Source organism: Sorangium sp. So ce381 (genome assembly GCF_051473845.1).
GTDB lineage: Bacteria > Myxococcota_A > Polyangia > Polyangiales > Polyangiaceae > Sorangium > Sorangium atrum.
This window is the reverse complement of sequence record NZ_CP150336.1, coordinates 11,987,387-12,012,687: the sequence shown is the minus strand read 5'-3', so window position 1 is coordinate 12,012,687 and position 25,301 is coordinate 11,987,387. Positions and strand designations below refer to the sequence as shown.

General features: G+C 72.6%; 20 protein-coding genes. 12 read left to right on the top strand and 8 right to left on the bottom strand.

The window, feature by feature from the left end; all coding sequences use genetic code 11:
* Positions 1 to 13: 13 nt before the first annotated feature.
* Both WMF29_RS45005 and WMF29_RS45000 read right to left on the bottom strand, forming a co-directional pair.
* Complete coding sequence (locus tag WMF29_RS45005) at positions 14 to 337, bottom strand: type II toxin-antitoxin system VapC family toxin (protein WP_437326196.1); 324 nt, start codon at positions 335 to 337, stop codon at positions 14 to 16.
* 94 nt (positions 338 to 431) lie between these two features.
* Positions 432 to 773, bottom strand: coding sequence for a hypothetical protein (locus tag WMF29_RS45000; RefSeq protein ID WP_437326195.1), 342 nt, complete (start codon positions 771 to 773; stop codon positions 432 to 434).
* 338 nt (positions 774 to 1,111) lie between these two features.
* Here WMF29_RS45000 and thiO point away from each other — a divergent pair, with 338 nt between their 5' ends.
* From thiO to WMF29_RS44980, 4 genes are all read left to right on the top strand, one after another.
* The gene (gene thiO / locus WMF29_RS44995; protein ID WP_437326194.1) at positions 1,112 to 2,221 is read left to right on the top strand and encodes a glycine oxidase ThiO; all 1,110 of its coding nucleotides are present in this window, start codon (positions 1,112 to 1,114) and stop codon (positions 2,219 to 2,221) included.
* Between the two features lie 204 nt (positions 2,222 to 2,425).
* On the top strand, positions 2,426 to 3,010 hold the full coding sequence (locus WMF29_RS44990; protein WP_437326193.1) for an RNA polymerase sigma factor: 585 nt from the start codon (positions 2,426 to 2,428) through the stop codon (positions 3,008 to 3,010).
* A complete protein-coding gene (locus WMF29_RS44985) occupies positions 2,950 to 3,693 on the top strand; it encodes a zf-HC2 domain-containing protein (protein WP_437326192.1) in 744 nt (247 codons plus the stop codon). Before WMF29_RS44990 ends, WMF29_RS44985 begins: the two co-directional genes overlap by 61 nt.
* Positions 3,694 to 3,714: 21 nt before the next feature.
* Positions 3,715 to 4,821 carry a cytochrome c biogenesis protein/redoxin gene (locus tag WMF29_RS44980; RefSeq protein ID WP_437326191.1) on the top strand — a complete coding sequence of 369 codons (1,107 nt, stop codon included), beginning with the start codon at positions 3,715 to 3,717 and terminating at the stop codon, positions 4,819 to 4,821.
* Between the two features lie 15 nt (positions 4,822 to 4,836).
* On the opposite strand, the gene WMF29_RS44975 is transcribed toward WMF29_RS44980, so the two are convergent.
* Both WMF29_RS44975 and WMF29_RS44970 read right to left on the bottom strand, forming a co-directional pair.
* On the bottom strand, positions 4,837 to 5,265 hold the full coding sequence (locus WMF29_RS44975) for a (deoxy)nucleoside triphosphate pyrophosphohydrolase (RefSeq protein ID WP_437326190.1): 429 nt from the start codon (positions 5,263 to 5,265) through the stop codon (positions 4,837 to 4,839).
* 213 nt (positions 5,266 to 5,478) lie between these two features.
* Entirely contained in the window at positions 5,479 to 6,822 is a 1,344-nt protein-coding gene (locus WMF29_RS44970) for a hypothetical protein (RefSeq protein WP_437326189.1), read from the bottom strand.
* A gap of 205 nt (positions 6,823 to 7,027) precedes the next feature.
* On the opposite strand from WMF29_RS44970, the gene WMF29_RS44965 reads away from it, so the two are divergent.
* Together WMF29_RS44965 and purM are read left to right on the top strand one after the other, a co-directional pair.
* A complete protein-coding gene (locus WMF29_RS44965) occupies positions 7,028 to 7,693 on the top strand; it encodes a VOC family protein (RefSeq protein ID WP_437326188.1) in 666 nt (221 codons plus the stop codon).
* A gap of 331 nt (positions 7,694 to 8,024) precedes the next feature.
* Positions 8,025 to 9,071 carry a phosphoribosylformylglycinamidine cyclo-ligase gene (purM, locus tag WMF29_RS44960; RefSeq protein ID WP_437326187.1) on the top strand — a complete coding sequence of 349 codons (1,047 nt, stop codon included), beginning with the start codon at positions 8,025 to 8,027 and terminating at the stop codon, positions 9,069 to 9,071.
* A 93-nt stretch (positions 9,072 to 9,164) separates the two neighbouring features.
* Here the strand turns inward: purM and WMF29_RS44955 are convergent, their stop codons facing one another.
* Complete coding sequence (locus WMF29_RS44955; protein WP_437326186.1) at positions 9,165 to 12,830, bottom strand: protein kinase domain-containing protein; 3,666 nt, start codon at positions 12,828 to 12,830, stop codon at positions 9,165 to 9,167.
* Positions 12,831 to 13,047: 217 nt separating this feature from the next.
* Here WMF29_RS44955 and purN point away from each other — a divergent pair, with 217 nt between their 5' ends.
* Both purN and WMF29_RS44945 read left to right on the top strand, forming a co-directional pair.
* Positions 13,048 to 13,770: a phosphoribosylglycinamide formyltransferase gene (gene purN / locus WMF29_RS44950; RefSeq protein WP_437326185.1), complete on the top strand. Its 723-nt coding sequence runs from the start codon at positions 13,048 to 13,050 to the stop codon at positions 13,768 to 13,770.
* Positions 13,767 to 15,392 carry an NAD(P)-binding protein gene (locus tag WMF29_RS44945; RefSeq protein WP_437326184.1) on the top strand — a complete coding sequence of 542 codons (1,626 nt, stop codon included), beginning with the start codon at positions 13,767 to 13,769 and terminating at the stop codon, positions 15,390 to 15,392. Before purN ends, WMF29_RS44945 begins: the two co-directional genes overlap by 4 nt.
* Positions 15,393 to 15,722: 330 nt before the next feature.
* Here the strand turns inward: WMF29_RS44945 and WMF29_RS44940 are convergent, their stop codons facing one another.
* Positions 15,723 to 16,517 carry an ABC transporter ATP-binding protein gene (locus tag WMF29_RS44940; protein ID WP_437326183.1) on the bottom strand — a complete coding sequence of 265 codons (795 nt, stop codon included), beginning with the start codon at positions 16,515 to 16,517 and terminating at the stop codon, positions 15,723 to 15,725.
* Between the two features lie 327 nt (positions 16,518 to 16,844).
* Here WMF29_RS44940 and WMF29_RS44935 point away from each other — a divergent pair, with 327 nt between their 5' ends.
* Together WMF29_RS44935 and WMF29_RS44930 are read left to right on the top strand one after the other, a co-directional pair.
* Positions 16,845 to 18,314 carry a cellulose binding domain-containing protein gene (locus tag WMF29_RS44935; protein ID WP_437326182.1) on the top strand — a complete coding sequence of 490 codons (1,470 nt, stop codon included), beginning with the start codon at positions 16,845 to 16,847 and terminating at the stop codon, positions 18,312 to 18,314.
* Between the two features lie 286 nt (positions 18,315 to 18,600).
* Positions 18,601 to 19,965 carry a hypothetical protein gene (locus WMF29_RS44930; RefSeq protein WP_437326181.1) on the top strand — a complete coding sequence of 455 codons (1,365 nt, stop codon included), beginning with the start codon at positions 18,601 to 18,603 and terminating at the stop codon, positions 19,963 to 19,965.
* Positions 19,966 to 20,172: 207 nt separating this feature from the next.
* Here WMF29_RS44930 and WMF29_RS44925 read toward each other — a convergent pair whose 3' ends face one another.
* Positions 20,173 to 21,198, bottom strand: a complete 1,026-nt coding sequence (locus tag WMF29_RS44925) for a phosphotransferase (protein WP_437326180.1) — start codon at positions 21,196 to 21,198, stop codon at positions 20,173 to 20,175.
* Positions 21,199 to 21,435: 237 nt separating this feature from the next.
* A complete protein-coding gene (locus WMF29_RS44920; RefSeq protein WP_272096212.1) occupies positions 21,436 to 21,777 on the bottom strand; it encodes a hypothetical protein in 342 nt (113 codons plus the stop codon).
* A 71-nt stretch (positions 21,778 to 21,848) separates the two neighbouring features.
* Here WMF29_RS44920 and WMF29_RS44915 point away from each other — a divergent pair, with 71 nt between their 5' ends.
* Positions 21,849 to 23,666, top strand: a complete 1,818-nt coding sequence (locus tag WMF29_RS44915; protein ID WP_437326179.1) for a DUF2169 family type VI secretion system accessory protein — start codon at positions 21,849 to 21,851, stop codon at positions 23,664 to 23,666.
* 115 nt (positions 23,667 to 23,781) lie between these two features.
* Complete coding sequence (locus tag WMF29_RS44910; RefSeq protein WP_437326178.1) at positions 23,782 to 25,230, top strand: type VI secretion system Vgr family protein; 1,449 nt, start codon at positions 23,782 to 23,784, stop codon at positions 25,228 to 25,230.
* The last annotated feature ends 71 nt before the right edge of the window (positions 25,231 to 25,301 follow it).

Below are 25,301 nucleotides of genomic sequence, written 5' to 3'. Positions count from 1 at the left end.
GATAGAGGTGTTGTCAGCCTTGCTCGGGAGCTGAGATATCAAATGGATTGAGCAGTGCGACACCGGTTCTCGCCACATCGCGCACGTTTCGGGTCACCAGCGTAAGTCCATTGACGATGGCGGTCGCGGCCAGAAGGCCATCGATTATCGGGAGTGGATCCTGTGCCGAGAGTCGGCCCCACATTCGCGAGATCTCCAAGGTTACCGGCAACACCCTGTCGCCGTAGTCCACCTCCAGCGCTGAAGCCCAAGCTTCAATAGATGTGGCCGCACGGGCGTCGGTGCGACGCAGCGCTGCGATCCCCTTTTGAAGCTCTCCGATGACAAGGACGGACAAAAGAGGTCTTCCCCGGCCGTCGCCGCAAACCAGGCGCCGACACCGGGATGGCGTCGATTTCTCTTGCGCAATTCGGATACTACGTTGGTGTCCATCAGGTATCGCACAAGTCAACCTCACGGCCATAGTCGAGGGGACGCTCGAAGAGGGAATCATCCCCCACATCGGGCATCGACAGGAGGAACGCCTTGAAGTCTTTCGGGCGCCCGACCTCCGTGCCGGAGGCTGATCCCGTACCGCGTGGCGCCATCTCCTTCTCAGCGGGGGCTGAGAGCTCAACGGGAGCGGCCAGCGTGATATCTTTGACAGCGTCCGGCGCGACGTCCCCTCGAGCAACCCAGAAGACCGCCGCCGCCTGCCGCATCTCCTCCGCGACTTGCTCCGGGGTTTTGGGTGTACGGAACGCGTCCTCTCGGATTTCCAGGGTTACCCGCATACAAACCTCCGTGACCTCAGAAACCTAGCCCCTTCTCGCGGGCGAGCACACCGTCAACCCGTTGCTTCTCCTCCAAGCTGGTCGGGCATCCGCCAACGCTTCCCCCTACCCCTGCCAGGTATCGGCAACGCTTCCCCCCACCCTGCCGGGTCTCCCCAGCGCAAGTGCTCCGAAAGGCGCACGCCCCGACGCCGCCCCGCGGTCGCTCGTCGATAAGTCCTCCCCTCCGCCGACGCATCCCGCGCCCCAGCCCCCGCTCCCATGTCGCAGTGCGCCGCGCTCGCTGCGCTCCAGGTTGTGTGGCTGCCCTCGGCGCCCGGCGTGCTATGCACGCGCCGATGAGCGACGTGGTGGTGATCGGCGGCGGCGTGGCCGGGTGCGCCTCGGCGCTGGCCCTGGCGCGGCGCGGGCTGTCTGTCCGCGTCCTCGAGCGCAACCAGGGCGAGGGCGCTTCGTGGGCGGCGGCGGGGATCATCGGCCCCCAGCTCGAGGCCACGGGCGACGGCCCCCTCGCGCGGCTCTGCCTCGCGAGCCGCGCCCTGTACGCGGAGCTCGCCGGGTCGCTCGTCGAGGCGACGGGGATCGACGTCGGGTACCGGCAGAGCGGCGCCCTGCGCGTGGCGTTCACCGCTGAAGGACGTGAAGAGATCGCGCGCGAGCTCGCGTGGCAGCGAGAAGCCGGCCTCGCCGTCGAGATCTGCGACGGCGACGGGGCGCGCGCTCACGCGCCGGCGCTCTGCGACGAGGTCGCCGGCGGCGCGTGGCTCGCCGACGAGGCGCGCATCGATCCGCCGTCGCTCATGCGCGCGCTGCGCATCGCGGCGGAGCGCGCGGGCGTGCAGTTCAGCACGGGCGCGACCGTCCGGCGCATCGTGGTCGAGCGGGAGCACGCGCGCGGCGCGCAGCTCGAGGACGGGACGAAGGTCGAGGCGCGCTGGACGGTGCTCGCCGCCGGGAGCTGGTCGTCCCTGCTCGAGGCGTCGGGCCTCGCGCCCTCCGCGGTGCGGCCGGTGCGCGGGCAGATCGTCGAGCTCACGCCCGCGACGCCCGTGCTCTCGCAGGTGGTCTTCGGCCCCGGGTGCTACCTGTCGCCGCGCGACGACGGGCGCGTGCTCGTCGGCGCGACCATGGAGTTCGCCGGCTACGTGACCGCGGTGACGTCGCGCGCCGTGCGCGACCTCCTGACCGCGGCGCTCCGGCTCGTGCCCGCGCTCGGCGACGCGCCGATCGGCAGGACGTGGGCCGGCCTCCGGCCCCACCCGAAGGACGCGCTGCCGATCCTCGGCGAGGGGGAGATCGCGAACCTGATCTTCGCGACAGGGCACTTCCGCAACGGCGTCCTGCTCGCCCCGGTGACGGCAAAGATCGTGGCGGCGCTGATCGCCGGAGAGGAGCCGCCGCTCGATCTGTCGCCCTTCTCGGCCAGGCGGGCCGGCATCGCCGGCTGAGCGGCGGCCGCGCAGCTCGGGCCCAGCCCGGCGACGGGCTAGCCGCTCGCACCTCGTCGCCCGAGGACGAAACCGCCGCGAGCCGTCGGCACGCCGGGATCCCGGCGAGGCGTGACGGTCAGGAACTTTTCGCGGGGCTCGCCGTGTCCTCAGAGTGTCTGGGGAACGAGGCGGCGCACAGCCCTCCTGCTCCCGGTCCAGCCCATGCCCACGTCTCCCCACACGTCGTTCGTCGATCGGCTCCTCACCGAGCTCCCGTGCCTCCTGCGCGCGGCGCGCCGCCTGACGCGCTCGGAGCAGGACGCCGAGGATCTGGCGCAGGCGACGGTCGTGCGCGCGATCGAGCGGCACACCGATCTGCGCGACGAGGATCGCATGCGCTCGTGGCTGCTCCGCATCGAGCGATCGGTGCTGCTCAACGCGACGCGCGGCGCGCGGCAGCGGCTCGAGGTGATCGAGGGCGGCCGCGGCGCCGAGTCGGTGCCGGAGCCGCAGGGAGATCTGGAGGCGGAGCTGCTCGAGCGCGGCTTCGCGGACGAGGTCGAGCGCGCGCTCGCGCGCTTGCCCCCGGAGTGGCGCGAGGCGCTGCTCCTGCGGGAGGTCGAGGAGCTCTCCTACGAGGAGATCGCGGATCTCCAGGGGTGCCCGGTGGGCACGGTACGATCACGGCTCTCGAGGGCGCGGCTCGCGCTCGTCGAGGGCCTCTCCGAACGATGCGAGGAGACGTCATGGCAGGGTGCAACCGCGAGTGGTTCGAGAACATTTCGGCGTGGCACGACGACGAGGTGACGCCCGAAGACGCGGCGCGGATCGAGGCGCACGTCGCTAGCTGCGGGCCCTGCCGGCGCGCCGCGGAGGTCCTCGGCGGCGTGCGGCGCGCGCTCGTCGCGAAGGCGGACGGGGAGGTCCCGGAGCGCCTGCGCGATCGGGCGGAGGCCGCCGCGCGGAACGCGCGCGCGCGGCGCCGCGGCCCCTGGGCGATCACGGCCGCCCTCGCCGCGGTCGCGGCGGCCGCCGCGCTGCTCGTCGGCAGCCCGAGCCGGGGCGTGAGCGCGGCGATGGCCGACGAGCTCGTGAGCCATCACGTGCGGGGCTTCGCGCGCGAGCGCCCGTGCGACTTCGAGTCCTCCGATCCGGGCGCCGTCGCCGGGTGGCTCGAGGGGAAGCTCGGCTACGCGGTGACCGTCCCGCCGGTGTCCGGCGCCCGGCTGCTCGGGGCGCGCCTCTGCCAGATCGGCGGCACCCGCACGGCGGCGCTCATGTATGAGAGCGGGGACAAGCCGCTCACGGTGTTCGTGCCGCCGCCCGGCTCCGGCGCCGCGACGGCGGCGCGCGCGCTCGCGGGGCGCAGCGTGGGGTGCACCCAGGGGCCGCTCGGCAACGCGATCTGCGCGAGGAGCGTGGAGCAGCCGGTGCTCGCGGTGGCTGAAGTGGACGCAGCGGCGCTCGCGCCGGCGCTTTTCGGGCGCTGATCCCGTCGATCTCGAGGACCCATGATGACGATCGGTTCATTGCTGACGCTCTTCGGCGCGGGGCTGCTGACGTTCGCGTCGCCCTGCGTGCTCCCGATGCTCCCCGTCTACCTGTCGGCCCTCGGCGGCGCCGGGGCGCTCGGCGGTCCGGACCCCGCGGCGGCGAAGCGCGGCGTGCGCCTCGCCGGTGTCGGCTTCGCGATCGGCCTCGCGATCGTGCTCGTCGCGCTCGGCGCCGGCGCCTCGGCGATCGCCGCGGTCCTCGCGCCCCACCGGCGCGCGTTCACCGTCGCGTCCGGCGTGATCCTGGCGCTCTTCGGCGCGAAGCTCCTCGGCGTGCTGCGCCTCCCGTGGCTGGAGCGCGAGGCGCGCCCGCTCCTCTCCCGCCTCCCGAGCGCGGGCGGCTTCTGGGGGGGCATGCTCTTCGGGATCGCCTTCGCGGCGGGGTGGACGCCGTGCGTCGGCCCGGTGCTCGGCGCCGCGCTGACCTATTCGGCCAGCGCGGGCGCGAGCCCGCTCACCGGCGCGATCCAGCTCGGCGCTTACGCCGCGGGCCTCGCCGCGCCGCTCGTCGCCGCGGCCTTCGTCGGGCCGGCTGCCGTAGAGCTCGCGCGCCGCGTGATGCCGGCCACGCCGGCCCTCCAGCGCCTGACGGGGGCGCTGCTCGTGGCCGCCGGGATCGCGGTCGCTGCCGGCCGTCTGGACGCCCTCTCGCCGGCGCCCGCGGCGGCCCTGGACGCGGGCGCGCCCTGCGAGGTCGGCCCCGCCGGCGCGTGCGCGGCCCCGGAGGGCGCCGTGGCGCACGGCGACGTCGCGCTGCCCGAGGGGATGCCTCGGCTGCTCGAGTTCGAGAGCGCGCACTGCGCGGTGTGCGAGCGCATGGCGCCGCTCATGAAGGAGCTCGAGGCGCGCTGCGCCGGGGAGGACGGCACCGTCCTGCGCATCCAGGTCGACGACCCGCGCGGGCGGGCGCTCGCTGCCCGCTACGGCGTGCGCTTCGTGCCGACGTTCCTCAGCGTCGACGCCGCAGGGCAGGAGGTGGAGCGCGCCGTCGGCGAGCTGCCTGCCCAGCGGCTCGCGAGCCTCATCGGCGACGTCCGCGGCGAGGCGTGCCCCCCTGCCATGTGAGCCCCGACGGCGCGGCTAGGCTCCCGCGAGGCGCGCGCGCACCTTGGCGAGCACCGCGACGTCGGCGGGGGGAAAGAGCTCGTCCCGGAGATCGGCCGCCTCGGCCCAGCGCACGGCGGCGACGTCGAGCGCGGCGGGCGCGGGCGAGCCCTCGGCGAGGACGGCGGCGTAGAAGAGGAGGAGCACCGGCTTCTTCGGATAGCGGTAATAGGTCACCTCGACGATGTCGCCGACCTGGGCCTCGACGCCGATCTCCTCGCGCAGCTCGCGGATCAGGGCGTCTCGCGGGTCCTCATCGGCCTCGACCTTGCCGCCGGGGAACTCCCACGCGCCCTCGAGGTGCGCGCCCGCCTTGCGCTGCGTGAGCAGGACGCGGCCGCGCTCGATGATGACGGCGGCGGCGACGAGGACGAGGGGAGGAGCGGGCTCGGGCGTGGCGGACATGGGCGCGTAGAATGTCGGCCGCGGCGCGCAAGACAAGGGCGAACGGCACGCTCGACGCTGCGCTTCCCTCCGGCGTCTTCATTGCCTTTCCGGGCTGGGATTTCTCACCCTCGGACTCGAGCTCCGGCGGTGGCGGGAGCGAGGGGCGATCGGCAGCACGGACACGACCGGGAGCACCTCCGGCACGCCAGCGCGACCCGTCGCGTCCCGTCATCACGGCTCGTAGCTGGGCAGCTCGATCACGTAGGCGTCGACGGTATCCCCGTTGCCCCAGTCGCTCCCGAACACGGCGCGCGTGCCGCTGGGGCTGGGCACGGTGTGCGGCTCGGCCCAGTACGGCTCGGTGAGGTGGGTGTTCTCCTTGCCCCAGCTCCGGTGGCGGCCAATCCGGCAGACCTTGCCCGTGCTCGTGTCGGCGATCAGGTTTTCCATGTCGAGCACCCCTCCGCCCGACGCATCGCCGATCGACGACACGAAGACCCACCCCGGCTGCTTGTACGCCATCCCCGAGATGTGCCCCGTCGGGGGATAGGGCCACCCCGTCTCCGGGCCAATGACCACCTTCGAGGTGCCCTCCGCGAGATCCCATGTCACGAGGAGCCCGATGTCGTCGTTGCCGCCGGGGCCGGGATCATAGACAGCCCCGTTCCAGGTGTCGTGGCCGTTCACCATGCTCAGCGACGCGTGGCCGTACGGCTCCAGCAGGTCCAGCGTGCGCACCACGTTCAGCTGCGGATCGGTCACGCCGCCGCTGTCGCTCAGGAACGCGAGCGTCCCGCTCGGCGCGACCTGGGCGGGGTTCTCGTCGAGCGCCTTCCTGGCGAGCACCGTATTCTGGCCGATATCATAGAGGAACACCTGTTCGTCGCACGCGAGGCCGATGCGGTTCGAATCCCACGACATGAACAGCGGGTCGCTGCCCGCGCTCGCGCCGCCCGAGCAGAAGTCGAACGTCGTCACGACCTCCTTCGTCCCGGCGCCGACGTGGTAACGGATGAAGTCCTTGTCGTCCACGTAGAACAGGACGTCGGGATCGGAGGTGTGCCAGTACACCTGCTCGATGTCCGCAGGCGAGATGTCGAGCGCCTCGATGAACTCGTATGTCTTGCCGTCGTAGAGCTGATGCTCGCCGGCCGCGACCGAGAAGAGGATGAGCCTCGACTCGTCCGCGTTCCACGCCGAGATGGTCGAGTACATCGGCTTGATGACCGGGTCGTTCCCGCCGCCCGGCGCGACCGCCGTGATCCGGCGGATCGTGGTGCCGAACTCGGCGTCGGTGACGGCCTCCCCGAGCGCCGGCCTGGCGAGCTCGGTCATCGGGCGCGCGTCCTTGTCCTGCACGAGGCCCGCGCAAAGATCGATCGGCTCGCTCGGGCCCGCGCCGCCCGCGCCGCCCACGCCCGAAGAGCCGCCCGTACCGGCGGCGCCCGTCCCCGCGGCGCCGCCGGATCCGGCCGTGCCTCCGGTCCCGCCGTCTCCGGCCGATGAGCCGCCGCCGGAGCAGGCGGCGAGGAAGGAAGAGGAGACAAGGAGGGTGACAGCGACGCCGGCTCTCATGGGGTTTCCTTCGCGCGAGCCACGATGCGTGGCCGCGGCAGCATACCCCGAAGTGACGCCAGGCGTACGCGACGGTTTGCGAACCCGCAGCTGTCCCGGTCGCGACACAGCCTGATCAGGTGTGGTGCTGTTGATATGGCGTCGCTTTTCACGCTACAGTCTCGTGCGAGCCAGGGACGCCGGCTCCACTCGCCGGAGGCGGCCGATGGGCTGGGAAATCGATCATGTGTTCCTTGCGACGCCCGGCGTGGGCATCGTCGAGCGGATGCTCGCCGAGTTCGGCCTGAACTTCTGGCGCCACGCGGTGCATGAGGGTCAGGGGACCGCGAACGCGTGCGCGGCTTTCGAGAACGCATTCTTCGAGGTCCTCGGCGTCCATGATCCGGAGGAGCTGCGGACCGAAATCGTTCGACCGCTGGGGCTGCACGAACGCATTCATTGGGCCGAGACCGGCGCGTGCCCGTTCGGCGTCTGTTTCAGGACCATCGATGCCGGAGGCGCCGGAGACTGGCCCTTCGAGACCTGGGACTACAAGCCCCAATACCTGCCGAAGGGCACGGGCATGCCCATCGTGACGCCGCGAGGGTCCTTGGCGGAGCCCATGATATTCGTGGCGGCCCAGACAACCAATCACATCATCCCGATCGAGGCGCGATCGCATCGTGGCGCGCGCCGAACGCTGACGCGTGTACGTCTGCAACTGCCAGCGGAGAACCCGCCGCTCTCGCCGGGCGTGCGTTGGTTCGTGGACCAGGGCATGCTCTCGATCGATCGCGGGGCGACCTACTCTCTTGAGCTGGAGTGGGATCACGGTCACGAAGGGCAATCGCACCAGTTCCCTGCAGAAGCGCCGCTCGTCGTGCGCTGGTAAAGCGGGCTGGCGCCGTACGTTGGGGGAAGCAGGAACGCTCGCCCGGCCATGCGGTCGCGCGTCTGCCGGCGGCCGCCGCCGCGGCTCCAGCGCCGGCGCGAGCTGGCCCGAGCTCGTGGGCGCGGCAGCGGCGGCGCTGTCGGCGCGCGCCGCTGCTCCACCGCGTGACCCCGTTCACCGCCGCGCCGTCGAGGATCGCGGTGCCCCGTACGCGATCGCGGTGAGCCCCCACGGGGAGCCCGGCCGCCCGCCGACCCCGGAGCCGCCCGGAGGCCGGAGCCGGAGAGCGAGCCCGCTTCCCTTTGCCGCCGAGGTGTGGGATGCGCCTGCCATGAGCGTCACGTACCGGGAAGCCGGGGTCGATATCGATGCAGGGGACGCGCTCGTCGAGCGCATCAAGCGGCTCGCGAAGCCGACGCGCATCCCCGAGGTGCTCGCGGACGTGGGCGGCTTCGCCGGGCTGTGCGCGCTGCCGGGCGGGCTGTCCGAGCCGGTGCTGGTCAGCGGCACGGACGGGGTCGGCACCAAGCTGAAGGTGGCGTTCGCGACGGGCGTCCACGACACGGTGGGCATCGATCTCGTCGCGATGTGCGTGAACGATGTGCTGACCGTCGGCGCGCGGCCGCTGTTCTTCCTCGACTACTTCGCGACGGGCAAGCTCGACGTCGACGTGGGCGAGGCCGTGGTCCGCGGCATCGCCGAGGGCTGCAAGCAGGCCGGCTGCGCGCTGATCGGCGGCGAGACGGCCGAGCTGCCGGGCATGTACGCGGACGGCGAGTACGACCTCGCCGGGTTCGCCGTGGGCGTCGTCGAGCGCTCGCGCATCCTCGACGGCAAGCGGATCGCGGTCGGCGATGCGGTCCTCGGCGTGGCGTCGAGCGGGCTGCACTCGAACGGCTTCTCGCTCGCGCGGCGCGTGCTCGAGAAGGAGATGGGCCTCAAGATGAGCGACCGCGTGGCCGATCTCGGCGGCACCGTGGGCGAGACGCTGCTGACGCCGACCCGGATCTACGCCCGCGCGATCACGGCGCTCCTCGCGACCTGCGGCGACGCGGTCCGGGGGCTGTCGCACATCACGGGCGGCGGCCTGCCGGGGAACCTGCCGCGCGTGCTGCCGGACGGGCTGGGCGCGCGGCTCGACCTCGGCTCCTACCAGCGGCCGGCGGTGTTCCAGGTGCTCCAGCGCGGCGGCCCCGTGGAGGAGGCCGAGATGCGGCGCACGTTCAACCTCGGCGTCGGGCTCGTCGCGGTCGTCGAGAAGGGCGCCGCGGACCGGGCCATCGAGGCGCTCGCGAAGAGCGGCGAGCAGGCCTGGGTGCTCGGCGAGGTGCTGTCGGTCGGCGACGTGCCGTTCGAGGAGCGCGTGCTGTTCGGATGAGAGGGCCGGCAAGGGCGATGCGCGGCGCGCGGGCCGCCCAGCGCGAGACAACCGGGCGGGCCCGGATGCGCTGAGCGACCGCGCGGCGCGAGCTCAGCCGCCTTCGAGCCGCGATCGCAGCTTCTTGATCGCCTCGTCGATCGCCCGGTTCGTCTTGTAACAGGGCCTCACCGTCGTCTCGAGCACGACCAGGGTGCGCTCGTCGCCCTCCGAGACGGCGCGCTCGAGGAACGGGAGCTTCTCGCCGCACGTGGCGTCGCGCAGCTCGAAGGAGATCCGGACCGCAGGGGTCCCGCGGGCCGCGATCTCCGGATCGCGCAGCAGCTTCGCGGCCCGGGTGGCCGGCGTGGAGCGGCCGCGGGTCTCGACGATCTCGTAGAGCACGTCGATGCCCGCCGTCCCGAAGCGGCTCGAGAGCGCGTCGAAGACCTTGTCGGCGTGCTCCTCGCCCGTCTTCGCGATGGCGATGGCGACGTTGCGCGCCGCGATCGCGAGCGGGCGCTCGCGGAGCGCCGTCGGATCGTGCTCCGCGAGCTTCTGGATCGCGTCGGCGGCCTTCACCCACCGGCGCGCCCTGACAGCGTCGGTGAGCGCCTTCCGGGCCGCTTCATCCGGCGGAGGCTCGGCCGGCGCATCGGGCGCCGCCGACGCAGCGGCCTCGGGCGCCGGCGCCGTGGGCGCGGGTACCTCGGGGACGGCGGTGTCTGCCGGGGCCGGCTCGCTCGTGGCGAGCGCGCTCGCGAGAGGCCTCGCGGGGGCGAGCTGGGGCTCCGGCTCGGGCGGGGCGCGCCCACCGCCGGCGAGCGCCGCGATCACGGCCGCCGCAAGGATGCCGCCGCCCAGGTACGGGGCCAGCCGGCCGATGCGGCCACCGAGTCCTTCGTGGCCCAGCCGCGACGCGCGAGCTTCCCGGGCTTCCCGCTTTCGCCTGGCCTTCTCCTCGCGCTCGCGTGTGGCGCGCTCCGCCTCCTCGGCGAGCTTCCGCTTGGCCTCTTCCTCGCGCTCCCGGGCGACGCGCTCTGCCTCGGCGGCCTCCAGCTCCCGGAGCAGCGTCGGGGCGAAGGCTGGCCGCGAGCCGCTCATCCGCTCGGACGTCGGCTCCGAGATGGGCGCCGCCTCCTCTGCGGGCGGCTCGTCCAGCGGCGGGGACGCGGACGCCACGGGCGCCGGCTCGTTCTGCGGCGGCTGCGCCTCCACGGACGGCGCGGGCGATGGCGATGACGCCGGCTCCGCGCTCGCCCCTGACGGCGGCTTCGACGACGCCGGCTTCGCTACGGATGCCGGCTCCGCAGCGGACGCGGACAGCGGCTCCGATGACGCACGCTCCGCCGACGGCGGCTTCGATGGCGCACGCTCCGCCGACGGCGGCTTCGATGGCGAGCTCTCCGCCGCAGACGACGACGGCGGCTTCGACGACGCCGGCTTCGCGACGGACGCCGGCTCCACAGCGGACGCGGACGGCGGCTTCGATGACGCGCGCTCCGCCGCGGGCGACGACGGCGGCTTCGATGGCGCACGCTCCGCTGACGGCGGCTTCGATGACGCAGGTTCCGCCGCAGACGACGGTGGCTTCGACGACGCCGGCTTCGCGACAGACGCCGGCTCCACAGCGGGCGCTGACGGCGGCTTCGATGGCGCACGCTCCGCTGACGGCGGCTTCGATGACGCACGCTCCACAGCGGACGCTGACGGCGGCTTCGACGACGTACGCTCCGCTGACGGCGGCTTCGATGACGCGCGCTCCGCTGACGGCGGCTTCGATGGCGAGCTCTCCGCCGAAGGCGACGACGGCGGCTTCGATGGCGCCTGCTCCGCTCCAGGCGACGACGGCTCCTCCACGCCCGACGGCGATGGCTTCTTCGCCGAGGGCTCTACCGGACGACGCTCCGCCTGACCCGGCGACGACAATAGATCGTCCAGCGACAGTCGTAGGGAGCTCAGTCCCGTTGCCGCCGTCGCCAGAGGCGCTTCGACGGACCGCGCTGCCTCCCCAGGCAACGGAGGCGCTTCCGGCGATGGAGGCGTCGAGACCGGCAGCGTCGGCTCCTCCGGCGGCGCCGGCTCCTGCGGCGGCGCCGCCGCATCGAGCATCTGCGACGGCTCGCGCGGCGGCCCCGGGTCATCGGCCCCGGAAGGAGCGCCACCGCCTGCAGCTTCGCGAGCGAAAGCGGCCTGGGCGATGAGCGCGGCGCCGCCTACCGTCGTCGGGCGCGCGTCCTCCGGCACGCTCGAGTCGTCGGCCGCGGAGGCAGCGTCAGCCCTGGCGACCTCCTGCGCGAAGGCGACCTGCGCCATGAACGCCGCGCCGCCCACCGCCGTCGGGCGCGAGTCGCGCGTCAGCTCGGCGACGAGGGTCGGCGTGTTGCGCACCGGCGTCGGCCGCGAGTGGCTGAGGGCGTCCTCGTCGTCTTCGTCGCCCTCCGGCAGCTCCGAGGCCGCCGCCCCTGCCGGCTCCACGGGCGCCGTCATCCCCGCCAGCTCCACGCTGTCCGCTCGGCCCTCCCCCGGCTCGCTCGACGCGCGCGCTCGCGCTGCCTCCGGCGCGCCCTCGCCGCTCCCGGCCGGCGCCAGCGCGTCCGCGACGTCGTCCAGCGAGACAAGGCACGAATCCCCGAGGACGATCGCCGACGAGCCGCCGACGCTCGCGTCGGTCGCGCGCGACGGCGCGCTGGGCACGGGCGGCCGGTTGCTCGGCACGCGCGCCGCGTCCGCGATCGCGGGCACCGACGTCATCTCCGCCCTCGATGACATCTCCCCCCTCGATGCCATCTCCGCCCGCGGCTCGTGCACGGCGATCCCCGACACGGAGCACGCGTCGTCGAGCGCCGCGATCAGCTCCGCCGCGGTCCCGAAGCGGGCGCGCGGATTCTTCTCGAGGAGGAGCCGCACGACCGCCTCGAGGGCAGGCGGGACCTCGACGCCGGGCGAGTGCGCGGCGATCGCCGGCACGGGCGCGCTCCGCTGCTGGTTGAAGAGCTCGACCGGATCCTTGGCCAGGAACGGGTGCTTGCCGGCCAGCATCTCGTAGAAGATCAGGCCCACGGCGTAGAGATCCGCGCGCTCGTCGACGAAATCCATCCCGAGCGCCGACTCCGGCGCGAGGTAGGCGATGGTCCCGAAGATCACGCCCGCCGTGGTGAGCCGGACCGGGAGCGAGTCGGCCCCCGCCCGCGCAGACTCCGGCGACGCGACGGACCGGCGTAGCTGATCGACGCTCACCTTCGCGAGGCCGAAATCGATGAGCTTCACGAGGTCGCCCTGCGGCTCGACGACCATCACGTTGCGCGGCTTCACGTCGCGGTGGACGATGCCCATCGCGTGGGTCGCGTCGAGCGCGGCCGCGAGCTGCCTGGCGATCAGGGCGGCGCGCGCGGCGGGCACCGGCCCCCGCCGGATGATCTCGTGGAGCGTCGTGCCGCGCACGTACTCGAGGACCAGGAAGAACGACCCGTCCTCCGCCTCGCCGAAATCGGTCGCGGTCGCGACGTTCCGGTGCTCGATGTGGGCGCCGGCGATGGCCTCGCGCTCGAAGCGCTGCACGAGCTCGGGGAGCCGCTCGGTGTCGGGGTGCAGGATCTTGATCGCGACGCGCTTGTGCATGTGCACGTGCTCGCCGCGGTAGACCGCGCCCATGCCGCCCATCGCGATGACCTCGTCGATGCGGTAGCGCTTCGAGATCACCCGCCCGAGGTAGGACCTCGCCCGGTGCTTCGCGGCCTCGTCGGCGGTAAGGGTCGGCTCAGGCGGGCGTTCCGACATCGTGGCGCCGCCACCCTACCCCGAGCGGCGCGGCATTGGTAGGTGGCCGGCCAGAGGGGCCCGGCCCCGACGAGGCGGGAGCGCGCGCAGCCGCAAATGACAGCGCGAGCGGCCCGGCGGTCGCCTCGCAGCCCTCGAGGCGTCCCCCCGGGGGCCGGGCGGCCGCTTCTGCCCCGGATCTCTCCCGCGCCCGCCTCCGCCGTAGTATCTGCCCCCCATGCCCCCCCTCGATCTCGGCGTCCTCATCTCCGGCCGCGGCTCGAACCTCCAGGCGATCCTCGACGCGATCGCCGCCGGCCGCCTCGACGCCCGCGTGCGGCTCGTCCTGTCCAACCGGGCGGACGTGGAGGGCCTCACGCGCGCCGAGCGCGCCGGGGTCCCCACGCGCGTCATCGCGCACCGCGACTTCACGGATCGCGACAGCTTCGACGCCGCCGTCGTCGCTGCCCTGCGCGAGGCGGGCGCGACCTGGGTCGTCCTCGCGGGCTTCATGCGCCTGCTGACGACGACCTTCCTCGACGCCTTCCCGCACCGGGTCGTGAACATCCACCCGTCGCTCCTGCCCTCCTTCCCCGGCGTCGACGCCCAGCAGCAGGCGCTCGATCACGGCGTGCGCGTCACCGGCTGCACCGTCCATCTCGTGGACGCCGGCACCGACACCGGGCCCATCCTCGCGCAGGCCGCCGTCCCCGTGCTCGATGGGGACGACCGCGACGCGCTCGCCGCGCGCATCCTCGTCCAGGAGCACGCCCTGCTCATCCGCGCGCTCTCGTGGATCGCCGAGGGGCGCCTCCAGATCGCGCCGCCAGACGTGCCGGGCGGGCGAGCGCGCGCGACGCTCGCCGGCGTCGAGACGGCGCTCGGGCTCGCCCAGAGCGGCCCTGCGCGCGGGGACGGCGGAGGCGTCGGGGAAGTCGGAGAAGTCGGGGAAGGGGCGTGATCCACAAGCACTACGACGTCATCGTCCTCGGCCGGTCCATCGGCGCGCTCACGGCCGCGGCGCTCCTCGCGCGCCGCGACTTCACCGTGATGGTCGTCGGGCACGGCGAGCGCCCGCCCACCTACCGCCTCGACCAGCACGTCCTCCGCCGGCGCGCGTTCACCATGCTCGCCGAGCCCTCGCCCGCGTGGCGCCGCTTCCTCGTCGAGCTCGCCCAGTCGCAGACCTGGAAGCGCCGCATCGTCCCGGCCATGCCCATGCTGCAGGCCGTCGCGCCGCGCCGGCGCCTCGACGTGCCGCCCGACATGGTCCTCTTCGGCCGCGAGATCGACCGCGAGTTCCCCGAGCTCCGGCGGGTCGTCGACGAGCTCTACGCCGAGCTCGCCCACGTCAACGGCGCCGCGGACGACGCGTTCTCGCACGACGCCCTCTGGCCGCCGGGCACGTTCTGGGAGCGGCGCGAGACCGCGCGCTACGCCGGCCTGCTCCCGTATGCGCGCGCCGAGCCCGACGCCGACCTGCTCGTCGAGTTCCCGCGCGGCCACCTGTTCCGCTCGATCGTCACGCAGTCCGTCCTCTTCGCCACGGACCTCTCGGCGCTCCCGCCCCCCTTCGCGGTCGCGCGCCTGCACGGGGCGTGGACGCGCGGGCTGATGATGCTCCCGCGCGGCGAGGAGGAGCTCGAGGAGTTCCTCGTCGAGCGCATCCTCGCCCACGGCGGTCGCTGTCTGCTCGACGAGCGCGCCGCGTCGGTCCACGTCCGCCGCGGCACCGCCGCGGGGGTCGTCCTCGACGGCGACGATCACCCGAACGGCAGCAGCTTCGTCATCACCGACATGGACGGCGAGACGCTCGCGAGCCTGTCGGGCGGCGAGGGCATCCACAAGCGCGCGCTGCGCGAGTGGCCGCGGATCACCTCGTCGGTCGGCCGCTTCGTCGTGTCGCTCATCGTGCGCCGCGAGGGCCTGCCCGAGCCGCTCGGCCCGGAGGCGCTGCTGTTCCCCTTCCCGTCCGCGTCGACGGGCCGCTCGCCCGCGCCGCCGCGCGTGTCGAGCGACGGCGCGCCCGGAGGCCGGCCGAGCTCGCCGCGGCACACGCGGCCGGCAGGGCCCGGGCGCCCCGTGGTCCACCTCCAGCGCTGCGATCTGCCTGCTCCCTCGACCGACACGCTGCTCGTGGCGGAGATCCTGCTCCCCGACCGGGGGCCGCTGTCGCTTCTCGAGGCGCGCCAGGCGGTGCTCGACGCGCTCACGGCCGAGCTCCCCTTCCTCGAGCGCCACCTCGTGCTCGTCGACTCGGTGCACGACGGGCTGCCCGTGTGGCTCTACGACGGCCAGCGCCGCCGCCTCATCGAGCGCGCCGCGCTGAAGGGCGCCGCCCCGGGCGCCGAGCCGATGGTGCGGCAGCTCGAGGTCGACCCGCCCGGCTACCTCGGGCTCGCGGGCGAGCCGATCCGCGGGCCGATCGAGCGCACGCTGCTCGTCGGCCGGAGCGTGCTGCCCGGCCTCGGCCAGGAGGGCCAGCTGCTCGCCGCCTGGGGCGCCGCCCGGCTCGTGACCCGGACCGATCGGCGGAAGGAGCGGATGCGGCGCGACATGTGGAGCAAGGTGGAGATCGGGTAGCGGGGGGGGCGGGCCTCGCTAGAGTGCCGGGTCCCCCTCCACCGGTCACCAACGTAAACGTGGAACGTGAACGTGAACGTGGTCGTGGTCGTGGTCGTGGTCGTGGTCGTGGTCGTCAACGATAAGCCGTGAACGACCACGACCACGACCACGACCACGACCACGACCACGTAAACGTAAACGTAAACGTTCGGATGATAGGAGAACGCGGCGCAAAGCTTCGTTAACGCCTAGGCGTCAGGGCCTACCGTTTTCTGATCTCTCCACTGCGCAGAGGACGAACCGTGCGTCTTGCGAAGCGGGTGAGACGTGAAGGCGAGACTCCGTGTCTCAGGGAGATCGGGGGAAGACCTGGAAGAAGCCTTCGCGCTCGACGACGGTGAGGGGCACGTCGAACAGGCGCGACAGGTTGTCGTCGGTCAGCACCGCGCGCTTCGGGCCATCGGCGAAGACACGGCCTCTCCGCAGCAGGACGACGCGCCCGATCTCCGGCGGGATCTCGTGCACATGGTGCGTCACCAGGATCAGCGTCTTGCCCCGCTGCGCGAGGCGCCTGAGCAGGTCGATGAGCTCGAACGCGGCCTTCAGATCGAGGCTCGTCGTCGGCTCGTCGAACACCAGCGCCTCCGGATCGTGCACAAGGGCGCGCCCGAGCAGGCAGCGCCGCTGCTCGCCGGCCGACATCTCCGCGATGGGCTTGCCGCCGAGGTGCGCGACGCCGAGATCGCCGAGCACCTCCTCGGCACGCCGGCGCTGCGCCGCGGTCGGCGGCTCGTGCTCGTGCAGGCCGGCGCTCGCGAAGAAGCCGGAGAGCACCACGTCGTGGCCCCGCACACCCCGGGGATAGGCCATCTGCAGCTCGTACGACACGAGCCCTAACCTGCGCCTGAGTGCGGACACCTCCCACCTTTCGCGACCGAGTATTCGCACATGCGAGCTCTCGCGGTGGACCGGATAGATTTCCCGTGAGAGCAGCCGCAGCAAGGTCGACTTCCCCGCGCCGTTGGGCCCGAGGATCGCGGTGTTCTCGCCCTGCTCGATGCGCAGCGACAGCCCCTCGAAGACGCGCGTGTCGCCGCGGAAGACCTCGGCGTCCTCGATCTCGATGAGCGCGGGCGCGCTCATCGCCTCACTCCACGATCCTGGTTCATCGGGCGCAGACTACCCGCTTGCCGGCGTTCCGCACCGAGAAATCAGGCCGTTCGCGGTGGATCATCCGTGCCCCGGTTCGGCGATCCACTCCATCGGCCCACTCTCCATCTCTCGCGGACAGGCACCGTCGGAATGCGCCCGTGAACCGGCGTTCTCCGCTCTGGAGAGACGATGGCCCGGCCGTTGCAACGATCTACGAACCTTCCTTTCAACAAGCGCCCCGTGCCAAGCCGATGCTGGCACTCGGGAGTGGAAAAATCCGATGCGGCGCGGAGCCGCTCGGTCACTTGGAGATTGACAATGACGAAGATCAAGGGTTCGCTTTTCGGTGCTGGGGCAGCTCTGTGCCTGCTCGCCGCTGTCGGCGGGTGCATCGTTGTCGCGGACGATGGTTCCAGCGCCTCCGAAGAGGACGAGATTTTCGCCGATGAGGCAGCGGCGGCCGCGGCGGCATCGCAGATGCGCTTCGGCGTCGCTCCGCAATGGAGCCAGATCTGGTCGCCGCCCCAGTCCGGACCCGCCAACGTCGATGTGGTCGCCGTCGGGGACTGGTTGCAATCGGGCGGCTTCACCAGCACACACAAGAACAAGCTTACGCAGATCGTCAACGCGGGGAAGACCCCCTACTTCTTCGGCTACATCGCCACGGACATGACGAAGAAGGGGCTCGGGTCCGAGAACGACTGCGACGGCAACAGTGGCGCACCGCTGTGCCAGAAGGGCGCGGCGTACGTGCGCGCCAACATCGGCGCGATGGTGACCAAGTACAAGGACGCGGCGCAGAAGATCTACGCGGGCCTCGGGGGCAGGGCGGTCGAGCCGCTGATCCACATCGAGCCGGACTGGTACCAGTTCTCGCAGAAGGATCAGCAGAACGCGTTCGACAAGACGGAATCCGACGGCTTCATGAACCAGATCCTCGGCGCCATCAAGTCGGGCTGCCCCTCGTGCAGGGTGGTCATCGACTTCAGCCCGTGGTTCAACCCGTCTGCGACCCGGTGGGCGACGACGCCGGGCGGGTTCTACGCCGGCTGGGATCGCAGCGTCGTCAAGTACGTCGGCCTCACGGGCAAGCAGTTCCCGTTCACCGAGGGCAAGATCGACAACTTCACCTACCGCGATATCACCACCGCGCTCAACCTGCCGCTCGTCATCGTGGACGCGTACACGTTCGGCGGCGGCCCGATCAACGTCGACTCCACCTGGCTCAACGAGAGCAACGTCGCCAAGGCCGTCGACATGGGCGTCGCGATCGTCATGCTCTCCCAGACGGGCGACGTCGCCGGCTATGACAGCTTCATCGCCCGGGTGAAGGGCAGCAGCAGCTCCAGCTCGAGCAGCACCACCTCCAGCAGCTCCAGCTCCAGTTCCAGCAGCTCCAGCACTTCCGGCAGCGGTGGTGGCGGAGGCGGCACCACCACGTCCTCGTCGAGCAGCAGCAGCAGCAGCAGCACCGGCGTCGGCGGCAGCGGCGGGGGCAACCCCGGGACCGGGGTGCGCGTCGAGGGCGGCAACATCACCGTCAGCATCACCCCCAACTCGACGTGGACGGGCGGCTATTGCAACAACATCAAGCTGACGAAGACCGACAGCGGCGAGACCACATGGAAGCTCTACGTGCCCTCGAACGGCGCGACGTTCCGTGACTTCTGGAACACCAACGCCGTCAAGCAAGGCACCGACTTCGTGTTCAGCGGCGTGAGCTGGAACGCCAAGATCAAGCCTGGCACGAACGTCGAGTTCGGGTACTGCGCGAACGGCACGCGCTGATCTCCGGTCGACGAGCGCCGCGCCGATCGAGGAGGAGAGACGACCTCCCGGCGGCGCGGCGCGCCTGCCTTGCAGGAGGGGCCGATCGGCGCAGGAAGAGCCCCTCTCGGGGCTCCCCGCGCAGCCTCCGCGCCCGGTCGCGCTCGCCCGCGGCCCGCGCCCTCTGGTACCGTGGGCGCACCGTGCCCTCCGCCCCGCAGCGCATCCCCCTCGCCGGCGATAGCCCGGTCGACCCCCTCCACGCCGCTTCGCTCCCTCGTCGCCGGGGGCGCCTCCGGGGCGCCGCATGGCGCTGAGGCTCCGGGTCACCTGGCGCAATGCGGGCAGCCCGCTGCTGCCCGACGCGCTCTCCGACGTGCAGGCGACGGCCGACGACGCGCCGCTGCCGCTCGCCGGCTCGAGCCCGGGGCGGCGGGAGTTCGTGATCCCCGCAGGGGCGTCGCGCGTCGCGCTCAGCGCGCGCTTCTCGGCGGCGTTCGACGCCTTCGAGGACGTCCCCGCCCGAGAGGAAGAGGTCCTGTCGATCGACGAGGCGTTCGACGTGACGGGCGGGGGTACGGCGCTCAGCCCCGCCCCTGACCCGGCGTTCGGACAGGCTCACCCGCTCGTCGACGTGCAATCGGCGCCCGGCCTCGCGCTCGCCCAGATCAGGACGGATTTCGTCGATATCACCCCGTTCTGGATGGCCTACGCCGGGTACTCGGACGAGTACCGGCGCGAGCATCGGCCCGGGACCGAGCTCGTGGCCCTCGGCGCCACCGCGGGAGATCCGAAGATCTGGTTCGCGAGCATCCCGGAGGCCTGCATGGCGCCCCCGGACGACGGGATCTCCGCCCTCGTGTTCTACCGGCCGGAAGGGTACGCCTATACCCGGGTCGACCAGCGCCACGAGATGTTCGGGCTGAATCGATACCTGCTCACGCCCGACCCGTCCCCCGGCGCCTCGTTCTGGGCGCGCGACGTGTTCGAGCGCGATCCGCGCGACCAGTCCCGCTGGGTCTATGTCCGCTGCGGCTTCGAGGAGGCGCTCGCCGCGAGCGGCAGGGCGGTGGTCATGCTGCACCCGTGGCCGAGCGGGGCGAGCTTCGGCGCCGCCACGACCGCGAGCCTGCCCGGCCTCGCCGAGGCAGCGCTCCGCTTCCTCTGCGGGGCGCAGAAGATCGGCATTGGACAGGGCGGGCCGCGGCTCGGGAAGCTCGGGCTCGCGGGCTTCAGCGCCGGCGGACTGGCCCTGTGGCAGGCGCTCGCGGCCAACAAGGACCGCGTGAGCGAGGTGTTCGCGTTCGACGCCCGCGGCATCGCCAAGAACGAGGCCTTGCTCGTGCGCTGGCTCGGCGGCGACGCCTCGCGCCGCCTGCGGATGACCGGCGGCCACCAGCTCGACGCGAACGCCGCGCTCCAGCAGAAGCTCCCTGGCCCTTCGAAGGAAGCGCGCCTGACCCGCCTGCCGCCCGACAAGAGCGGCTATCTCCCCGGGGCGAACCCGCGCTGGGATCACGTGTGCTCCTCGCTCGAGGCGAGCGAGAAGGATACCTATCTGCACGCCGACTGGGTATGGCACCAGTTCGCGATGTTCGGGGGCTTCCCGGAGGCTGGAGAGCAAGCCGCCGTCACGTTCCTCCAGCGCTTTCTGGAGGAGTCGGAGCTCTGAGCCGCACAGCGCCCGAGGCCTAGATCCGGCCGGCCGACGACCGGGCATGTCAGATTCAAACGCAAAGACGCAAAGGCGCAAAAAAGAGAGGGAGTTGAGCGCGACGAGGTGGCCACGGTCGTCGACATGGCATTCGAGGGCCACACTCCCCCTTTTTCTCTCGTCTTTTTGCGCCTTTGCGTCTTTGCACCTTTGCGTTCAAATCTCTCACGCCTGAGCGATGAGCCGCGCCAGCGCGCGCATGTCCTCGTCGTCACCCATCCTCGCGAGCGCGGCGCGCGCCCTCGCGAGCGCGGGCTCGACGTAGCGCAAATACGTCGGATCCACGCCGATGCGGTCGAGAAAGACGAAGCGGCCGGCGTCCTTCAGCTTGCGCTGGACCGTGAGCACGTCGAACTCCCGGCCGAGCGCGTCGCGCGCCGGCCGGTCGAGCGAGGCGGCGGCCGCATAGTCGTCCAGCCGGGCCTCGACGAACGAGCGATCCAGGTCCTGGGCGCTGTCGTTGAGGAGCGTCGCCAGATCGTAGGCGCGCGGGCCGAGGAGGGCGTCCTGGAAGTCGAGCCAGGCGATCTCGAGGCCCCCGCCCGCCGCGTCCAGGACCATGAGGTTCTGGCTCTGGTAATCGCGGTGAACGAAGCCCCGCGGCCACGCGGCGATGCGCCGGGCGAGGCGATCCGAGACGGCATCGAGCTCGGCCCGCGCGGCGTCGCCCAGCCGGAGCCCGCGCGCGTCGAGCGCCCACGCGCGGAAATGGTCGAGCTCCCAGCGCAGGAGCGTCTCGTCGAGCGCGCACGAGTCGATAATCGAGCCGCTCGGGAGCGCCGCGAGCGCCCGCTGCGCCCGGGCGAGATCGCGCGCGGCCAGCGCGTAGACCTCGGCGCGGCGGGCGGGCGCGCGCTCGACGAAGGCCGAGAGCGTCGCGTCCCCGAGATCCTCCAGGAGGAGCAGGCCGTGCTCGCAATCCTCACCGAGCAGCGCCGGCACCCGGACGCCGCGCTCCCGGAGGAGCGCGTGCACCTCCAGGAAAGCCCACCGCGGGGGAGCGACGCCGACCGCGACGCCGTCGCCCTCCGCGCTCGGCGCGAACATCGCGACCGCGGTCCCGGCCGGCGTCACGACGCGCAGATAGCGGCGGCACGACACGCCCCCGCGCAGCGGGACCATCGACGACGGGACATGGCCCGTGGCCCGCTGGACGAGCCGGAGCAGGGCGTCGGTGTCGATCTCGCGCACACCCTCTCCTACGCCGGCGGACGGCGCGGACGCCAGGGCTGTCGCGACATCGCCCCGCGCTGCACTGCGGCCGTCACGCCTCGACGCCTGTCCCCCTCGCCGCCTCGACGCCTGTCCCCCTCGCCGCCTCGGCGCCAGTCCCCCTTGCCGCCTCGACGCCTGTCCCCCTCGCCGCCTCGACGCCTGTCCCCCCTCACCGCCTCGACGCCTGTCCCGGTGCAGGAACGGGCCAGACGCTCAGCAGGCGCCGGCGCAGCCGTCGGCGCTGTTGAACCAGAGACCGCCGGAGTCCTCGCACGCGCTGCGGTCGTACCTGCCAGAGCAGCAGCGCTCCTGGCTCTCGCACACCTTCGCGGCGCCCTCGCCGCTCCGGAAGCAGCACTTCCGGCTCTCGGGCGTCTCGGGCGCGGCGGCCGCATCCTCGGGCGCGGCCGGCTCCCCGGGCGCGGTCGCCTTCTCGATGACCACCGGAACCGCAGGCGCGACGAGCGTCGCCACCGTGTCGCAGCCGAACGAGGCAATCATGACGAGGAGGGCGAGCGCCGATCCCAGCCCACGAGCGGTTCCAGCCAGCTTCATGATCGCCGTGGGTGGCATGGGCGCAGTGCGGCGGCAAGTTCGTGACGAGAGCCGTGCTATAACGCCGCGGAATGGCGAACGGTGCGACCAAGAGCGCGATGAACCGTGGGACGAACGGCGCGACCGGGCCCGTGAGGGTCACGCCGCTCAACGGAGCAGCAGCCGCCGCCGTCGCATGGCGCAGCCGGGGCGAGCTCCACATCACCGTCATCGTCAAGGCCACCTTCGCCTTCGCGGCGGACGCGGAGATGCCCAGGGTCGAGCCGCAGCAGGTCGTCCACGCGGAGGTCCATCACGGCAACAACCCTGGGCGGAGCGTCCGGCTCACGAGCGATCTGGCGCCGCACCTGGAGCGCGCCGACGTGCTCTTTACCGGCCACGCCCACGCGCCGCCGCCCGGCGCGCCCGTGCACGCCTTGCCCGTGCGACTCGCGATCTCCGATGAGGGCGGGCCCCTCCTCGACAAGGAGCTCCTGGTCAAGGACAGGGCCGGGTTCCAGCGGATGCCGCTCGTGTACGAGCGGGCGCTCCGCGGGGAGAACGACCAGGAGAACTTCCTCGGCGTGCAGGGGACGGGCGACGCGTCCGAGCCCGAGGCGAACATCGTCGATCCGCTCCAGCCGGCGCGCGCGGCCGGCTTCGGGCCCATCGCGCGCGCCTGGCCCGCGCGCAGGCGGCTGCTCGGGGCCACGCCCCGCAAGGCGCTCGACGCCGCCATCGCCGAGATCCCCGATCCCTTCGAGTGGGCCTATTACCAGGCGGCGCCCCCCGATCAGCGGACGCGCTACCTGCGCGGCGGCGAGTGGATCGAGCTCCACGGGCTCCACCCCACGCTGCCGCGCCTCCGGACGCGGCTGCCCGAGGCGCGCGGGCGAGCGCGCGTCCACGGCCTCTCCGCGTTCGGCGTGGGCGAGGGCCACCCGCTCGAGCTGAACGCGGACACGCTGCGCATCGACGGCGACGAGCAGCGCTGCACCCTCGTCTTCCGGGGCAGCCTGGTCGTCCCCGACGAGGCCGCGCTCGCGGCGGCCACCCTCGTGGCGGGGGTCGAGCTCCCCGGCGAGCCGCTCGAGTGGCCCGAGCTGCCTGCGGATCAGGGCGCCGCGGGCGGACCCGCGCGAGCCGTCGACCCCGACCACGACGGCGGCCTGGGGGAGACCCTGGCCGCTCCGGCCGCCGGGGCGCGCACGTTGAGCCTCCCGGACGCCGGCGTGGCGGCGGCTGCCCTGGCCTCGGCGGCGGCGACGCCGTTCCGCCCCGGGTCGGCTCCCGGCGACATCGTCGGGCCGGCCGCGGGCGCGCCCGGGCCGCGGATCGACACCGGGACCCTCTCGATCTCCTCGGTGGAAGAAGGCCCGGAGGCGTCTCCGGCCACGACGCTGGCCCTGCTGCCCGAGCAGGACGCCGACGCGACGGACCAGCCGGCGCTCCCGTTCCAGCCGGCGCCCCCGGGCGCGGGGCTGCCTCCCTCGATGACGGCCCAGGAGCCGGTCGCGGCGGAGGAGCGCGCGGGCTCTGGCACGCTCGCCCTCTCGCTGGACGACGACTGGACGCCGGGCGCCGGCGCGCCCGACCCTTCCGGCGATCGCGCGCCCGCGGCCTCGCCTGCGATCACGCCTGCTCACGCGGAAACGGCGGAGACCGCGGCCGCGCCGCTCCAGGAGCTGGAGCCGGCCGCGCCGCCTCCGGAGCTCGCGCTGCCGGAGCCTCCGCCCCCGCCGAGGCCGGTGCTCAGCGCCTCGCCGGCGCGCTCCCCCGAGCCGGACGAGCCGCCGCCGGCCCCGCCGCCCCGACGGCCGCCGCCACCTCCGCCGGAGCGCCCGGCGCTGCCGACCCCTTCCCCTGCGTTGAGGAGGAGCCTTTACGAACGGTTCGATCGCAAACGGTAGCTCGCGCAAACGGTAGCTCGCCGAGCCCACCTCGACGAGCGCGAGGGGCGTCCGCGCGCGAGGCGCCCCAAGGCAGGAGATCTTCTCCCACGGCACGAAGGATGGAGCTGCGACGATGACCACCCGATCCGATTCACTAGACATTCGACTCGAGCTCTCCGGCTTCTCGTCCGACCTCCTCCAGGTGAACAGGCTGTCCGGGCGCGAGGCGATCTCGCAGCTCTTCACGTTCGAGGTCGAGGTGGCCTGTCCGAGCGACGCCGGGGTCGACGGACAGACCCTCACGGGCGAGAGCGTCGCGATCGTCTTCGAGCAGGACGGGGTCGAGCTGCGGCGCGTCCACGGGATGATCGCGGAGGTCCACGACCTCCTCGCGAACCTGCGCGATTACCGCGCTTACCGGCTGCGCATCGTCCCGCGCGCCTTCCGGCTGACGCTGGTCGAGACCACGGAGATCTCGATGAACAAGGCGGTGCCGGACATCATCAAGCAGAAGCTCGAGCTCGTGGGCCTGAGCGGGAGCGACGTGGAGCTCCGGCTGACGGGCACCTACCCGCCGCGGGAGTTCACGGTGCAGTACCAGGAGACCGATCTCGCCTTCGTCTCCCGCCTGGCCGAGCACGCCGGGATCAGCTTCTTCTTCGAGCACCAGGACGGGCAGGACACGATGGTCTTCACCGACGGCGCCGGGTTCAAGCCCGCGGCCGGCGCCGAGTCCGTCCATTTCCGCGAGCGCGGCGAGACGCGGGACGTCTTCGAGCTCGAGGCGAGATCGCGGCTCGTGCCGAGCGTGTATGTGGCCCGCGACTACAACTACCGGCAACCGATGCTCGATCTGACGTCGGAGCACGTCCTCTCGACCGGATATGCGGGCGGCATCGTCGAGTACGGCGGCCATTACAAGACGCCGGCGGAGGGCAAGGCGCTGGCGCAGGTCCGGGCCGAGGAGCGGCAGGCGACGCAGCTCGTGTACGCGGGCAGGAGCTCGGTGTGCGCGATCGGAGCGGGCGGGCGATCGGTGCTGGAAGGGCACCCGAGCCTGGAGTCGCTCGATCTGCTGTTCGTCGAGGTGGAGCACCGCGCGTCGCAGGCGGCCGGCGGCCTGGGCGGCGGCGACGAGCCGCGGCGCTACGTGAACACGTTCCGCGCGATCCCGGGCAAGAACACGTACCGGCCGCCGCGCGTCACGAAGGCGCCCCGGATCGGCGGCGTCGTCACGGGGATCGTCGACGCCGGGCCGGGGGGCGGGGGCAACGACGCGCAGATCGACGATCAGGGCAGGTACATGGTCCGGTTCCTGTTCGACACGGGGGCAGCCGGCGGCGTGACGTCCAGGCCGGTGCGCATGCTCCAGAACCACGCTGGAGCGAACTACGGCACGCATTTCCCGCTCAAGCCGGGGACCGAGGTGCTCATCGCCTTCGTGAACGGCGACCCGGATCGGCCGGTCATCGTGGGCGCCGCGCCGAACCCGCTGACGCCCTCTCCGGTCAACAGCGCGAACCGGTCGACTCACCGGATCAAGACGCAGGGAGGCATCGTCTTCGATCTCGTGGACGAGTGAGCGGCTTCGATCTCGTGGACGAGTGAGCGGCTTCGATCTCGTGAACGGGCGCGCCGCGCGCGGTCCCGGGG

What these genes read in the sequence shown, in the direction of transcription:
- WMF29_RS45000 (WP_437326195.1), bottom strand. Translation starts at nt 773, where the DNA reads ATGCGGGTAACCCTGGAAATCCGAGAGGACGCGTTCCGTACACCCAAA.
- thiO (WP_437326194.1), top strand. Translation starts at nt 1,112, where the DNA reads ATGAGCGACGTGGTGGTGATCGGCGGCGGCGTGGCCGGGTGCGCCTCG.
- WMF29_RS44990 (WP_437326193.1), top strand. Translation starts at nt 2,426, where the DNA reads ATGCCCACGTCTCCCCACACGTCGTTCGTCGATCGGCTCCTCACCGAG.
- WMF29_RS44985 (WP_437326192.1), top strand. Translation starts at nt 2,950, where the DNA reads ATGGCAGGGTGCAACCGCGAGTGGTTCGAGAACATTTCGGCGTGGCAC.
- WMF29_RS44980 (WP_437326191.1), top strand. Translation starts at nt 3,715, where the DNA reads ATGATGACGATCGGTTCATTGCTGACGCTCTTCGGCGCGGGGCTGCTG.
- WMF29_RS44975 (WP_437326190.1), bottom strand. Translation starts at nt 5,265, where the DNA reads ATGTCCGCCACGCCCGAGCCCGCTCCTCCCCTCGTCCTCGTCGCCGCC.
- WMF29_RS44970 (WP_437326189.1), bottom strand. Translation starts at nt 6,822, where the DNA reads ATGAGAGCCGGCGTCGCTGTCACCCTCCTTGTCTCCTCTTCCTTCCTC.
- WMF29_RS44965 (WP_437326188.1), top strand. Translation starts at nt 7,028, where the DNA reads ATGGGCTGGGAAATCGATCATGTGTTCCTTGCGACGCCCGGCGTGGGC.
- purM (WP_437326187.1), top strand. Translation starts at nt 8,025, where the DNA reads ATGAGCGTCACGTACCGGGAAGCCGGGGTCGATATCGATGCAGGGGAC.
- WMF29_RS44955 (WP_437326186.1), bottom strand. Translation starts at nt 12,830, where the DNA reads ATGTCGGAACGCCCGCCTGAGCCGACCCTTACCGCCGACGAGGCCGCG.
- purN (WP_437326185.1), top strand. Translation starts at nt 13,048, where the DNA reads ATGCCCCCCCTCGATCTCGGCGTCCTCATCTCCGGCCGCGGCTCGAAC.
- WMF29_RS44940 (WP_437326183.1), bottom strand. Translation starts at nt 16,517, where the DNA reads ATGAGCGCGCCCGCGCTCATCGAGATCGAGGACGCCGAGGTCTTCCGC.
- WMF29_RS44935 (WP_437326182.1), top strand. Translation starts at nt 16,845, where the DNA reads ATGACGAAGATCAAGGGTTCGCTTTTCGGTGCTGGGGCAGCTCTGTGC.
- WMF29_RS44930 (WP_437326181.1), top strand. Translation starts at nt 18,601, where the DNA reads ATGGCGCTGAGGCTCCGGGTCACCTGGCGCAATGCGGGCAGCCCGCTG.
- WMF29_RS44920 (WP_272096212.1), bottom strand. Translation starts at nt 21,777, where the DNA reads ATGAAGCTGGCTGGAACCGCTCGTGGGCTGGGATCGGCGCTCGCCCTC.
- WMF29_RS44915 (WP_437326179.1), top strand. Translation starts at nt 21,849, where the DNA reads ATGGCGAACGGTGCGACCAAGAGCGCGATGAACCGTGGGACGAACGGC.
- WMF29_RS44910 (WP_437326178.1), top strand. Translation starts at nt 23,782, where the DNA reads ATGACCACCCGATCCGATTCACTAGACATTCGACTCGAGCTCTCCGGC.